This is a genomic window from Amycolatopsis sp. NPDC102389, assembly GCF_044765885.1.
Taxonomy (GTDB): domain Bacteria; phylum Actinomycetota; class Actinomycetes; order Mycobacteriales; family Pseudonocardiaceae; genus Amycolatopsis.
In genome coordinates this window covers 1-12,235 of record NZ_JBIWKX010000029.1, presented here as the reverse complement: position 1 = coordinate 12,235, position 12,235 = coordinate 1, and the positions used below count along the sequence as shown (strand labels likewise).

Annotated in this window: 10 protein-coding genes; 5 read left to right on the top strand and 5 right to left on the bottom strand. The window is 68.5% G+C overall.

All coding sequences use genetic code 11. The features are described 5' to 3' along the window. Positions 1-12 precede the first annotated feature (12 nt). Positions 13-753 carry a class I SAM-dependent methyltransferase gene (locus ACIRGA_RS23420; RefSeq protein WP_400944579.1) on the bottom strand — a complete coding sequence of 247 codons (741 nt, stop codon included), beginning with the start codon at positions 751-753 and terminating at the stop codon, positions 13-15. Positions 754-866: 113 nt separating this feature from the next. Between ACIRGA_RS23420 and ACIRGA_RS23415 the strand changes: the two genes are divergently transcribed. Then, the gene (locus tag ACIRGA_RS23415; RefSeq protein ID WP_400944416.1) at positions 867-1,439 is read left to right on the top strand and encodes a TetR/AcrR family transcriptional regulator; all 573 of its coding nucleotides are present in this window, start codon (positions 867-869) and stop codon (positions 1,437-1,439) included. Between the two features lie 172 nt (positions 1,440-1,611). On the opposite strand, the gene ACIRGA_RS23410 is transcribed toward ACIRGA_RS23415, so the two are convergent. From ACIRGA_RS23410 to ACIRGA_RS23395, 4 genes are all read right to left on the bottom strand, one after another. Further along, positions 1,612-2,445 carry a bifunctional 5,10-methylenetetrahydrofolate dehydrogenase/5,10-methenyltetrahydrofolate cyclohydrolase gene (locus tag ACIRGA_RS23410; RefSeq protein ID WP_395879705.1) on the bottom strand — a complete coding sequence of 278 codons (834 nt, stop codon included), beginning with the start codon at positions 2,443-2,445 and terminating at the stop codon, positions 1,612-1,614. After that, positions 2,442-3,065: a cyclodeaminase/cyclohydrolase family protein gene (locus ACIRGA_RS23405; RefSeq protein ID WP_400944414.1), complete on the bottom strand. Its 624-nt coding sequence runs from the start codon at positions 3,063-3,065 to the stop codon at positions 2,442-2,444. Before ACIRGA_RS23405 ends, ACIRGA_RS23410 begins: the two co-directional genes overlap by 4 nt. 110 nt (positions 3,066-3,175) lie before the next feature. Further along, the gene (locus tag ACIRGA_RS23400; RefSeq protein ID WP_400944412.1) at positions 3,176-4,006 is read right to left on the bottom strand and encodes a peptidoglycan-binding protein; all 831 of its coding nucleotides are present in this window, start codon (positions 4,004-4,006) and stop codon (positions 3,176-3,178) included. An 80-nt stretch (positions 4,007-4,086) separates the two neighbouring features. Further along, positions 4,087-5,061 carry a tol-pal system YbgF family protein gene (locus ACIRGA_RS23395; RefSeq protein ID WP_400944410.1) on the bottom strand — a complete coding sequence of 325 codons (975 nt, stop codon included), beginning with the start codon at positions 5,059-5,061 and terminating at the stop codon, positions 4,087-4,089. Positions 5,062-5,265: 204 nt separating this feature from the next. Here ACIRGA_RS23395 and ACIRGA_RS23390 point away from each other — a divergent pair, with 204 nt between their 5' ends. The 4 genes from ACIRGA_RS23390 (at position 5,266) to ACIRGA_RS23375 (ending at position 12,060) form a co-directional block, all read left to right on the top strand. After that, positions 5,266-5,730 (top strand): hypothetical protein, encoded by a 465-nt coding sequence (locus ACIRGA_RS23390; RefSeq protein ID WP_400944408.1) that lies wholly within the window; start codon positions 5,266-5,268, stop codon positions 5,728-5,730. 77 nt (positions 5,731-5,807) lie between these two features. Further along, a complete protein-coding gene (locus ACIRGA_RS23385) occupies positions 5,808-8,171 on the top strand; it encodes an ATP-binding protein (RefSeq protein WP_400944406.1) in 2,364 nt (787 codons plus the stop codon). A gap of 124 nt (positions 8,172-8,295) precedes the next feature. Continuing rightward, on the top strand, positions 8,296-10,629 hold the full coding sequence (locus ACIRGA_RS23380; protein WP_400944404.1) for a chitobiase/beta-hexosaminidase C-terminal domain-containing protein: 2,334 nt from the start codon (positions 8,296-8,298) through the stop codon (positions 10,627-10,629). Positions 10,630-10,734: 105 nt separating this feature from the next. Continuing rightward, positions 10,735-12,060: an aldehyde dehydrogenase family protein gene (locus ACIRGA_RS23375; RefSeq protein WP_400944402.1), complete on the top strand. Its 1,326-nt coding sequence runs from the start codon at positions 10,735-10,737 to the stop codon at positions 12,058-12,060. The last annotated feature ends 175 nt before the right edge of the window (positions 12,061-12,235 follow it).

Below are 12,235 nucleotides of genomic sequence, written 5' to 3'. Positions count from 1 at the left end.
GCCACCGGCGAGTCAGTCCCGGATCGCGGTGATCGCGACGGTGGCGTAGCGCGTGGTGAACCGCCCGCCCAGCCTGTCGATCGCCGCGCCGACTTCAGCGAGGATCTCTTGTCGCACTGTGGATTCGACCCACGTGAGCGTGCCGAACGTCGGGAGCTGGTCGAGCCATTCGTCGCGGGTGTGGACCCGGTCCCAGTCGTGACGGGTTCTTTCCGGCTCGGCGAACCCGCCCGCTTCACGCAGACCGTCGGCGACCTTCACGATGAGTGGCCCGTACGGGTCAGGGGACTGTTTCGGCACGCTCTTGAGGTCGATCGGAGCGTCCGGCACCAGCCGCCCGTACGCGTCCGCCAGGGCGTTCGCGACCTCTTCCGGCGGTTCGGGTACGTGCCAGAACGCGGCGAAGAGTCCGCCGGGCCGTAGTACTTCGGCGGCTTTGGCGGCGCCCGCCACCGGGTCGACCCAATGCCAGGCCTGTCCGGAGACGAGCAGATCGAACCGGCGTCCGGCGGGCTCCCAGTCCTCGAACTTCGCGACCTCCACGTCGATCCCGCTCCGGCGGGCGAACTCGGCCATCCTGTGGTCGGGCTCGACGCCCAGCACGTGACAGCCGGCCGCTTGGAACTGGCGGGCTTCGATGCCGGTGCCGACGCCGACGTCGAGGGTCTCGCGGCCGGGGGCGGCGACGATGAGGTGATCGATGAGTTCCGGGGGATAGGCGGGCCGGGTCCGGTCATAGCGCTCGACGTCCACGCCGAAGGATTCCGCGGCCTGTCGAAGCCGGTGAGGCTCTTGCCCCGAAGGTAGAGTGGGCATGCGCCCACCTTAAGTGGGCACTTGCCCACTCGTCAACGCAAGGGAGCCGAATGCCGACAGGGGTAGCCCTGCGCGCCGTCCGCGCGCAGTTGTTCGACGCCGCCGAACGGGTCCTGCTGCGGGACGGGCCGAGCGGGCTCACGAGCCGGGCGGTGACCACCGAGGCGGACTGCGCGAAAGGCGTGCTGCACCGGCATTTCGACGACTTCGACGGCTTCCTCGCCGAGTTCGTGCTGGACCGGATCGAGAAGCTGGACGAGAAGGGGCTCCGGGACGCCGTCGGTACCGGAACGGTCGTGGAGAATCTCACGTCGGCGCTCACGGCGGTGTTCGCGTCGGTCGCGGTCGCGATCGTCCCGCTCGTGATCTTCCGTGACGAGCTTCGTGCCCGGTTGCGCCGGGAATGGCCTGCCGGTGTTCCGGTGCTGACCCAGGCCGCCGTCATGATCGGCGGCTATCTCGACGCGGAACGAGCGCGGGGCAGGATCGCCGAGGACGCCGACGTCGAGACTCTGGCCGCCACGCTGATCGGCGCCGCACACCTGCTCTACGCGGACCGCACCGCGCCGGCGCCGGAGGCCGCGCAGGTGCGGAAGGTGGTGGAAACGGTGATCGGGACCTGAAGACGGAGGTGGGCGGGGCAGAAGCCGGAGGTGGGTGTCGTGGCCGGGCCGAAGGCGTGACTCGCGTGATCAGGCGGCGAACTCGCGTGATTGAAGGCGGAACTCACGTGATTGGACGGCGAACACGAAGAAGCGGCGAGTCCTCAGTGGACTCGCCGCCTCTCTCGATGCCTCAGGACTGTGCGGCGGTGACGGTGTGCCGCAGCAGCAGCGACGTCGTGACGGGGCCGACGCCACCGGGGACCGGCGTGATCGAACCCGCGATCTCCTCGACCGCGGCCTGGTCGACGTCACCGACGAGCCCGCCCTCGGGCGTCGGGTTCGTGCCGACGTCGATCACCACGGCGCCGGGCTTGACGTGGTCCGCGCCGATGAAGTGCGCGCGGCCGACGGCCACGACCAGGACGTCCGCGGTCTTGGTGACCGCCGCGAGGTCCTTGGTGCGGGAGTGGCAGACGGTCACCGTCGCGTGCTCGCCGAGCAGCAGCAGCGCGGCGGGCTTGCCGACGATGGTCGAGCGGCCCACGACGGCGACCTGGGCGCCGGACAGGGCCACCTGCTCGCGCTTCAGTATCTCCAGCACCGCGGCGGCGGTGGCGGGCGCGTACGTCGGGAGGCCCGCGGTGAGGCGGCCGAGGCTGACCGGGTTGGCGCCGTCGACGTCCTTGCGCGGGTCGATGTGCGCGCCGACGTCGTCCAGCGTCACGCCTTCGGGCAACGGGGTCTGGCAGATGATGCCGTGGACCGACGGGTCCGCGGACAGCTTGTCGAGTTCGCGGGTGACGTCCGCGCCGGTCGGCTTCTCGAGCTGGACCACCCGGCAGTCGACGCCGACCTTCTTCGCGGCACGTTCGATCGAGCGCACGTACCAGGCGGTGGCGTCGTCGTCGGTCGGCACGAGCACGGCCAGCGTCGGGGCGGTGCCCGATTCGCGGAGCTTGGCGGCGGTCTCGGTGACCTCGGCGGTGATGGCGGCGGCGATCGCGCGCCCGTCGATCAGCGTCATCGGGCGAGCCTTTCGCGAACCTGGGCGATCAGGGCGTCGGCGCGCCCGGCGGCGGGGGTGTACTCGGTGAGGCGGGCCTCGGTCTCCTTGCGGAGCTGCTCGTCCGCCATGGACGCGAGGTTGACCTCGACGTTGACCACGCCCGATTCGAGCGCGGACTTCGCGGACGAGGCCGCGACCGCGATGTCGGAGATGACGTTGGTGTTGGCGCCTTCGAGGATCGAAGCGGCGACGTCGATGACCTCGGCGGCGAGGGCGGCCGTGCGCAGCGGCACCTCGGCGGCGCCGACCAATGCGGCCTGGATCGCGGCGGTGCGCGCCTGCTTCTCCTCGTCGGTGGCCTTGGGCAGCTTGTACGCGGCGACCACGGCGTCGAACGCGGCGGCGTCGTCGGCGGCGAGGCCGAGCGCGCGGGCCCGGAGGTCCTCGGCCTTGCCCAGCGCCTCGGTCATGGTGGCTTCGTGCTCGGCGTACTTCGGCTTGCCGATGGTCAGGTTGCACACCATGGAGACCAGGGCGGCACCGACCGCGGCGTTCATCGCGGCACCCGCGCCACCACCGGGCGTCGAGGCCTTCGATGCCAGCTCGTCGAGCCACTGACCGACCGGTTGAGCCTCCACGCGATGTTCCCTTCCCGCTGGTTCTGCCGTCGCGCCGAAGCCTACCCGGGGGTTGCGGGACAGCCGGAAGGCCACCTTCGCGTCGGCGAAGGTGGCCTTCGAGCAGCGGGTCAGGACCGCTGGTACTCCTCCCAAGTGAGCTTCGGCGAGACGGCGGGTCCGTCGTCGGCGCCGCGGCCGGCGAGGCCGTTGTAGCCGAGGTAGTAGTCGCCGGCCTGGTGCTGCGCGCCCGACGACAGGTCCGGATCGGACAGTGCGATGGCGTGGATGTGGTAGGCGAAACCCTGGTCCGGCGTCCGGACCCAAGCCGCGAAGCCCACCTGGCGCAGCTTCCGCGCGACGTCGGTCCGTGTGGTCGAGGACATGCCCTCGACGCCGATGTCGAGCGCGCCGCCACCGTCGTGCGTCCCGGCCGAAGCGCCGACGCCGCCGGGGTTGTACGAGCCCTGCGTGATGGTGAGCTGCCTGCCGAGCAGACCTTCGGCCTTCACCAGCATCGCCTTGGTCCGGGTGTTCATCGTCTTGCCGTGGTAGGTCAGGCGGCTACCCGCCGAGACCACCGCGGTGACGGTGTACCGGCCCTCGCCCAGCTTCTCGAGCGACGTCTTGCCCGGCAGGCCGGAGGCGTCGATCCCGGTGTAGCCCAGCGACTTCTGGTAGCTGGAGTACGCCGTGATCGTCGACGTGCCGAAGTGGCCGTCGACGTACTGCTGGGCGAGCAGCCCCTTGGCGGCCAGCGCCTGCTCCACCAGGAGAACACTGTCCTTGGCCCCGGGAGTCAGGGCGCTGTCCGCCCGGCGCGGGTCGATCTGTGCGGCCTTGAGCACCGCTTCCATGCTGGCCGCGGGCAACAGGTCCGCGGTCACCTCGGCGCTGGCCGGTGCGGCCACGCCGAGGGAGAGCGCGGCCGCTGTCGCGAGCACGGCTACCTTGGTCAACAATTCCTGCCTCCTGGACTAACCGACGTTCGTCCGGTCAGCATGGGCAGCGGGAATACAAGGTCCGTACAAACGAACGTTCCTCAGGTTTGGTCCTGGCCGGTGACGAACAAGGTCACCTCCTCGGCCAAAGTCCGGCAATCGGCGTCCTCGATGTGTTTGGCCGCTTCCCGCTCGAGCGGGCGCAGCCGGTCTCTCGTACGCACCGATTTGAGCGTTTCGGCGCTTTCGATCGCTTGGACGCCGACGGACAGCGCCTCGTCGCCGTCCCCGCCGAGAACGTGCCCCGTGGCCAGCATGGACAGGCACAGCGACCGGCTGCGCGCCATTTCCGGGCCGTATCCGCGAACGGCGTCGGTGAGTGCGTCGATGGCCAGTCCGGTATGACGGCCACCTATGCGCAACGCCAGGTCGATGTGCACCGAGCCCGCCATCGCGGAAACGTCGACCTCGCTGAAGAACCTCGCCCAGTCGGGTGGCTCGGCTTCATCCTTTTCGGCGAATTCCTCGCCTGCGCGATCCATCAGTCCGACGGCGAGGTTCGCGTCGCCTTTCTTGGCATAGGCCCAGCCCTGATTCGCACTCAGGATGCTCGCGGCCAGCTTCGAACCGGCACGCCTCGCGGCGAGCCTGCCCAGTTCGAATTGGGTGAGGGCTTCGTCCGGGGCACCGTAGTGCAGATCGATCCTGCCCCGCCGGTAATGGATGTTCGCGATCAATTCGGCGTTTTCGCCGTCGGCGGCGAGCTTCAGCGCCACATCGAGATGGTGCTGCGCGGCACCGACGTGACCGCTGTCGAAACAGGCCCACCCGGCGAGGTTGTGCAGGTCCGCGACCGCGGAGAAAAGCCTGACCCGCACCGGTTCCGAGATCGACGTCGCGAGCATCCGGTGGCCGCGATGGATCCGGACCACGACGGCGTCGCGGCACATCCCGCCCCCGCATTGGTAGTCGACGGCGCGGAGTGCCTTCGTCTGTGTTTCCAGCGCCTCGACATCACGGTTTCCCACCCGGTCCGGAGCGAGGTGGCGGCGAGCGGTGACTTCGGGATCTACCATGGTCAATTAGCCCCTGACGTAACCCCCAGGCGCGATTTTCGTGGTCTCAAAGCCTAACCCGGGACGAGTGCCGCCGCGACCGTCTCGCTTCGAACGTCAACGTGCACGCAGGTATGAAGACAGGTAGTTGTACGGGTGTGGTCCAGGCAGGGACGAGCGCAACCTGATAGGACTTCCAGTGGATGCCGAAAGGTCGAGACCCACATGGTGCTACGTGCTTCACCGCCTTCGCGAGCCCGTCTCCGGCTGGTCTCCTCGGAGGACGCGCGTACGACGCCCTGGGTGGGCGGCCGTCTGGACCGGTACGGCGAGATCGCCGACCGGCGGCTGGCTGCGATCCTCGCCGCCGAGGACGTGGCGGAGGAACACGGGCTGAGCGCACACGTGCGCACCACCTGTTACGTGCACCGCTGCTGGCTGCACCAGTGCATCTCCGATCCGCTGCACGTACTGGTCGTCACGGGGCACCGCTGGTGCAGGCGCTGCGACCGCACGATCGACGTCGAGGTCGACGAGACCCTTCCGGGATCGGTCGAACTCTCTTGCGACGGCTGTGGTGTCCCGCCGGACACGGTCGCGAACCGTGAAGTGCTCTTCGCCTGCCGGAGCAGCCTCATGGCCATGCACGGAGGCGACGCGTCGACGCTCTATGTGGTGCCGGAAAGCTGAATCCGGATTGGGCTGACCGAGCGAACAGGCCCATCGCCTCGTTGACCGCCGGTCGCGGGCGTCCGTACGGTTCAGAGGTGGGTACCGCGGCCGCAGCAGGCCGGCCGGGCAACCTCCCCGCCGGGACCACGAGTTTCGTAGGTCGGAAAGAGGACGTCGCAGAGGTCAAGAGACTGCTGTCCAAGGCAAGACTGGTGACCTTGACCGGGGTCGGCGGTGTCGGCAAGACGAGGCTGGCCCTGCATACCGCCGCCGAACTGCGCCGGGCCTTCCCCGACGGTGCCTGGCTCGTCGAACTCGCGGATCTGTCCGACCCGGATTTGCTGGCTCACACGGTGCTGGAGGCGCTGGGCGTCCGTGACGACACGGGTCGCGACAAAGCGGACGTGCTCGCGGATCACCTGAGGGCGCGCCGGATCCTGGTGATCCTGGACAACTGCGAGCATCTGATCGAGGTCTGCGCGGCGTCGGCGGACCGGCTGCTGAGGGCGTCGCCGGGGCTCCGCTTCCTCGCCACCAGCAGGGAACGGCTCGGGATCCCGGGAGAGCACCTCTGGCAGGTCGCGCCGTTACCGCTGCCTGATCCGCTGGTCCCGCTGCCATCGGAGGCATGGCGTGGCTATCCCGCGATGACGTTGTTCGCCGAACGGGCGGCCGCCGTCGAGCCGGGGTTCGCCGTCACCGACGAAAACCAGGGGTTGGCCGCGAACGTGTGCCGGATGCTCGCGGGGATACCGCTGGCGATCGAACTGGCCGCGGTCCGGGTCCGGGTGCTGTCGCTCGAAGAGCTGGCGACCCGGCTGGCGGACAGCTTCCATCTGCTCGCCAAGGGTGAACGCGGCGGACTGCCCCGGCATCAGACTCTGCTGGCGGCGGTGGAATGGAGCCACGACTTGTGCGGAGCCGCCGAGCGGGTCCTCTGGGCGCGGGCCTCGGTGTTCGGTGGTGGGTTCGGCTTGCACGCGGCCGAATCCGTCTGCTCGGGCGACGGGTTGCCCGCTCATTCGGTGCTCGGGCATCTCGCCGGGCTGGTGGACAAGTCGGTCCTGCTCTTCGAACGCGACGGCGACCGGACGAGGTACCGGCTGCTGGAGCCGCTTCGCCAGTTCGGCAGGGCGAAGCTCCACGCTATGGGCGACGAGGACGAGGTCCTGCGCCGTCATCGGGACTACTACCTCGCGCAGGCCGAGCAGAGCGAGCGGGAATGGTTCGGGCCGAAGCAGGCGGAGATCTTCGCGCGCACCAAACTGGAGCACGCGAACCTGCGCGCCGCGCTCGACTATTGCCTCGCCACGCCGTCCGAAGGCAGGACCGGGTTGAAGCTGGCGGGCACGTTGTGGTTCTACTGGGCGGGTTGCGGTGTGCTGGGCGAGGGGAGGCACTGGCTCGACCACGCGCTGGAAGCCGTCCCCAACGGCGGAGAAGACCGCTTGAAAGCCTTATGGGTCAACGGATACGTCTCCACCCTGCAGGGTGACGTCCCGCGTGCGGTGACCTTGCTGGGGGAGTGCCGCACGGAAGCGGGCAGGGCGGGGAACGAGGCGGCGCTCGCTTACGCGATCCACCGCCTGGGTTGCAACGCGCTGGTCGGCGACGACGTCGGCTACGCGAAGGACCTGTTCGAGGACGCCCGGATCCGCTATCGGCGGCTGGGCGAGATGAACGGCAACGTGATGCTGGCCGGAATCGAGATGGCGATCGCGTCGATCTTCCTCGGCGAACTGGAGGAGGCCGCGGCGTTGTGCGAAGAGGCGCGCGCGATCGGTGCCGCGCACGGCGAGGAATGGGCCTACGCCTACGCGATCTACGTACTGGCGTTCGTGGCGCTGAGCCGGGGCGAATTCGAGCAGGCGACCGGGTACGCGCGCAGCTGCCTGAGGATCAAGCGCACCTTCAACGATCTGCTCGGCATGGTGCTGTCGATCGAGGTGCTCGCGTGGATCGAGTCGTCGCTGCGGCACTGGGTGCGCGCGGCGACCTTGCTCGGCTGCGCGGGGCGGATCTGGCGATCGGTCGGCTATCCGATGTTCGGCTCGAAGTACTTCGGCGCCCCGCACGGTGACTGTGAGGCACGGACTCGGGAGGCGCTCGGCGACAGCCGGTACGCGGTCCTGTCGCGGTACGGGAGCGAGTGCACCTTGGAGGAGGCCGTCGCCTTCGCGCTCGACGAGGCCGAGGCGGTAGAGAGTGGTCCCGTCGCCGAGGTCGAGACGGTACTCACCGACCGGGAGCGCGAGGTCGCGGTCTTGATCACCGACGGCTTGTCCAACCGGGAGATCGCCGATCGGCTGGTGATCTCGCGTCGCACCGCCGAGGGCCACGTCCAGCGCATCCTGCGGAAACTGAGCTTCGATTCCCGCGCGCAGATCGCCGCCTGGGTGACCCAGACGGCCGAGCGCGGTGAGCGGAACGGCGGCATCCGACGGGTCCTCCCGGAGTAGACAGTGGTTTGGACCACCACTGTTATCGAAGCGTGATCTGGACATATCGCACGGACGGCTACTTTGTTGTGGCGCGCAACGAATTGCTTCGCCCGTGGATTTCCAACGCCGGAGGTGTCACGACGTGAACCGGATCTTTGTGCAGCCCAAACGGCGGAAAGGGGTCCGAGGCACGCTCGCCCTCGGCCTTTCCGCACTCCTGATCGCCGCCGGGCTCGGCGGTGCCACCGCCGCGGCGGCCGACTACAGCCAGAGCGCCGCGTCCTTGAACGCGACCCAGGCGCAGTTCTCCTTCACGCCGGCGAGCCCCGCGCGCTACGTCGACATCCACTACACCGGTGTCCCGGGAGTGGGGCAGCAGAACGTCCGCATGACCGACAACGGGGGCACGTGGCGGCACACCGTCGGCTCGCTGTCGGCGGGCACGGTGCTCGACTACTGGTTCACCTACGAGAAGAACGGGCCGCAATACGACACCCCGCACTTCACGTACACCCACGCCGGCGGCGGTACGACCGTCGCGTCGCCGACGTTCGATCCACCGGGCGGCAGTTACCCGAGTGCCCGCTCGGTGACCCTGTCGAGTGCGACCGCGGGCGCGACGATCCGGTACACAGTGGACGGTTCCACGCCGACGGCGTCGTCCACTCTGTACACCGGGCCGATCACGGTCTCCGCGTCCTCGACGATTTCCGCGATCGCGCTCAAGTCGGGCTCGGCGAACTCCTCGGTGGCGTCGGCGAGCTACACGATCGGATCGACACAGGCGACCTGCCCGGCTCAGGCCGAGGTCCCGGACTTCGGTCCCAATGTGCGGATCTTCGACCCCGGCATGTCGGCGTCGTCGATCCAGTCCCGGCTCGACGCGGACTTCAACGCGCAGAAGGACACCCTGACCGCGCAGTTCACCGAACGCCGGTACGCGCACCTGTTCAAACCCGGCGTGTACAACGGCATCCACGACAACGTCGGCTACTACACCTCGGTCGCGGGGCTCGGGCAGAACCCGGGCGACGTGGTGATCAACGGTGACGTGACCGTCGACGCGTTCAACGAGTCGGACAAGGGCGTGGCGCTGCAGAACTTCTGGCGCTCGGCGGAGAACCTCGCCGTCGTCCCGAGCAGCGGTTCGACCCGCTGGGCCGTCGCGCAGGCCGCGCCGTTCCGCCGGATGGACATCCGCGGCGGGCTGCAGCTCTATCCGGCCAGCTACGGGTTCGCCAGCGGCGGCTACACCGCCGACACCAAGGTGTCCGGTCAGACCGCGTCGATCTCGCAGCAGCAGTGGTACACCCGCGACAGCAGCTACGGCAGCTGGGACGGCGGGGTCTGGAACATGGTCTTCTCCGGGACGAGCGGCGCTCCCGCGAACACCTTCCCGAACCCGCCGGAGACGACGCTCGGCACCACGCCGGTGTCCCGCGACGTGCCGTATCTCTACCTCGACGGCTCCGGCAAATACCGCGTGTTCCTGCCTTCCTTGCGCACCAACGCTTCCGGGCCGAGCTGGGTCAACGGTGGCACGCAGGGCGCTTCGCTGCCGATGAGCCAGTTCTACGTCGTGAAGGCGGGGGACACGGCGGCGTCGATCAACACCGCGCTTTCGCAGGGCTGCAACCTGTTCTTCACGCCGGGCGTCTACCACCTGAACCAGACGCTCAACGTGACCAAGGCGAACACCGTCGTGCTCGGCGTCGGCTACCCGACGCTGGTGCCGGACAACGGCGTCGAGGCCATGAAGGTCGCCGACGTGGACGGCGTCCGGCTCAAGGGTCTGTTGTTCGACGCAGGAACGACCAACTCGCCGTCGCTGCTTACGGTCGGCCAGGCGGGCTCGACGGCGAACCATTCGGCGAACCCGGCGACCGTGCAGGACGTCTTCTTCCGGATCGGCGGCCAGATCGCGGGGAAGGCGACGAACAGCCTGATCGTCAACAGCCGTGACACGATCATCGACCACATCTGGGCCTGGCGGGCCGACCACGGCAACGCGGGCACCTACGGCTGGACGGTCAACACCGGCGACACGGGCGTGGTCGTGAACGGCGACAACGTGCTGGCGACCGGCCTGTTCGTCGAGCACTACCAGAAGTACCAGGTGATCTGGAACGGCCAGAACGGCAGGACGATCTTCTTCCAGAACGAGATCCCTTACGACGTCCCGGATCAGGCGGGCTGGAAGAGTCCCAACGGGCTCAACGGGTACGCCGCCTACAAGGTGGGGGACAACGTGACCACGCACGAGGCGTGGGGCCTGGGCAGCTACTGCTTCTTCAACGACAACCCGGCGGTGAACCTTTATCACGCGTTCGAGGTACCGAACCGCTCCGGCGTCCGGTTCCACAACATGGTGACGGTCTCGCTCAACTACAAGGGGACCATCACGCACGTGATCAACGACGCGGGGGCGGTGACGCCACCGGACACGCGGCCGAGCAACCTGGTGAGCTACCCGTAAGGCCGGGCCGAAGGGCGCTTTCCCCGCATGCCACGCAGGGGAAGTGCCCTTCGGCTTCTCGTATAACGCCCTATACCGCGCAGCGATGGGCATTCGCCATCATCCATGGTTAGGCTCAAAGCCATGACCAGCAGCGATGCCCCCGCCGTCGTCGAAGAACTGCGCGCCCTCTTCCGCTCCGGTGTCACGAAACCGGTGGACTGGCGGCGAGCGCAGCTCACCGGCCTGCGGAAGCTCCTGTCCGAGCAGGCCGACGTCTTCCTCAAGGCGCTCTACGCGGATCTGCGCAAGAACGCCGCGGAAGCGAAGCGCGCGGAGATCGCTCTCGTGCGCAACGAAATCGATCACACGCTGGAGAACCTCGACTCCTGGCTGAGCCCGGAGCCCGCCGGCCTCCCGTACCCGCTGCGGCCGGGCGACGGACGCGTCGTTCGTGAGCCGCTCGGGGTCGCGCTGATCATCGGGCCGTGGAACTACCCGCTGCAACTCGTGCTCGCGCCGCTGGTCGGAGCGCTGGCCGCGGGCAACTGCGCGGTCGTGAAGCCGAGCGAACTGTCCCCGAACACCTCGGCCGCGATCGCGGAGCATCTGCCGAACTACGTCGAGGGCGTCCGTGTCGTCGAAGGCGCGATCCCCGAGACGACGGCGTTGCTGGAGCAGAAGTTCGACACCATCTTCTACACCGGGAACGGGACGGTCGGCCGGATCGTCATGGCCGCGGCGGCGAAGCATCTCACGCCGGTCACGCTGGAGCTGGGCGGTAAGAGCCCGGCGATCGTCGAGCCGGGAGCGGACCTCGCAGTGACCGCGCAGCGGCTGGCGTACGGCAAGTTCGCCAACGCGGGCCAGACGTGCGTCGCGCCCGACTACGTCCTCGCGATCGGCGACACCGGTCCGAAGCTGGCGGAGCACCTGGCCGAGACCGTCCAAGCGATGTTCGGCGAGGACCCGGCCGCCAGCGACTCCTACGGCCGCATCATTTCGACCAGGCATTACGACCGGCTCGCCGCCTTGCTGGACAACGGAACCGTGGTGGTCGGCGGCCAGGCCGACCGCGACGAGAAGTACATCGCGCCCACCGTGCTCACCGGTGTTTCGCCGGACGCCCCGGTGATGCGGGACGAGATCTTCGGCCCGATCCTGCCGATCATCGACGTCCCCGACGTCGACGCGGCGCTGGCGTTCGTCAACGAACGCGACAAGCCGCTGGCGCTGTACGCCTTCACCGAATCGGAGGAAACGAAGCGCAGGATCGAGACGGAGACGTCGTCAGGCGGACTGGTGTTCGGCGCGGCGATCATCCACCTCGCGGCGCCGGAACTGCCGTTCGGCGGCGTGGGCGAGAGCGGGATGGGGCGTTACCACGGGCGATACTCGATCGACAACTTCAGTCACGTGAAAGCCGTGCTGGACAAGCCGCTCGCGGGGTGAATCCGCCGGGCCGCGGTGCCCCGCCCGAGTAGCCCGGTTTGTGCGGTTTCGCGAAGGGGTCGTGAGTGGCAAGTGTCGTTAGAGCCTGTCTGTGATCCCGCCGGTGGGCATGGGTCGGGCCTCTGCTAGTGATCTAGACACCACATCATGATCATGACCAGCAGAGGCCCGATCT

What these genes read in the sequence shown, in the direction of transcription:
- ACIRGA_RS23415 (WP_400944416.1), top strand. Translation starts at nt 867, where the DNA reads ATGCCGACAGGGGTAGCCCTGCGCGCCGTCCGCGCGCAGTTGTTCGAC.
- ACIRGA_RS23410 (WP_395879705.1), bottom strand. Translation starts at nt 2,445, where the DNA reads ATGACGCTGATCGACGGGCGCGCGATCGCCGCCGCCATCACCGCCGAG.
- ACIRGA_RS23395 (WP_400944410.1), bottom strand. Translation starts at nt 5,061, where the DNA reads ATGGTAGATCCCGAAGTCACCGCTCGCCGCCACCTCGCTCCGGACCGG.
- ACIRGA_RS23390 (WP_400944408.1), top strand. Translation starts at nt 5,266, where the DNA reads ATGGTGCTACGTGCTTCACCGCCTTCGCGAGCCCGTCTCCGGCTGGTC.
- ACIRGA_RS23375 (WP_400944402.1), top strand. Translation starts at nt 10,735, where the DNA reads ATGGTTAGGCTCAAAGCCATGACCAGCAGCGATGCCCCCGCCGTCGTC.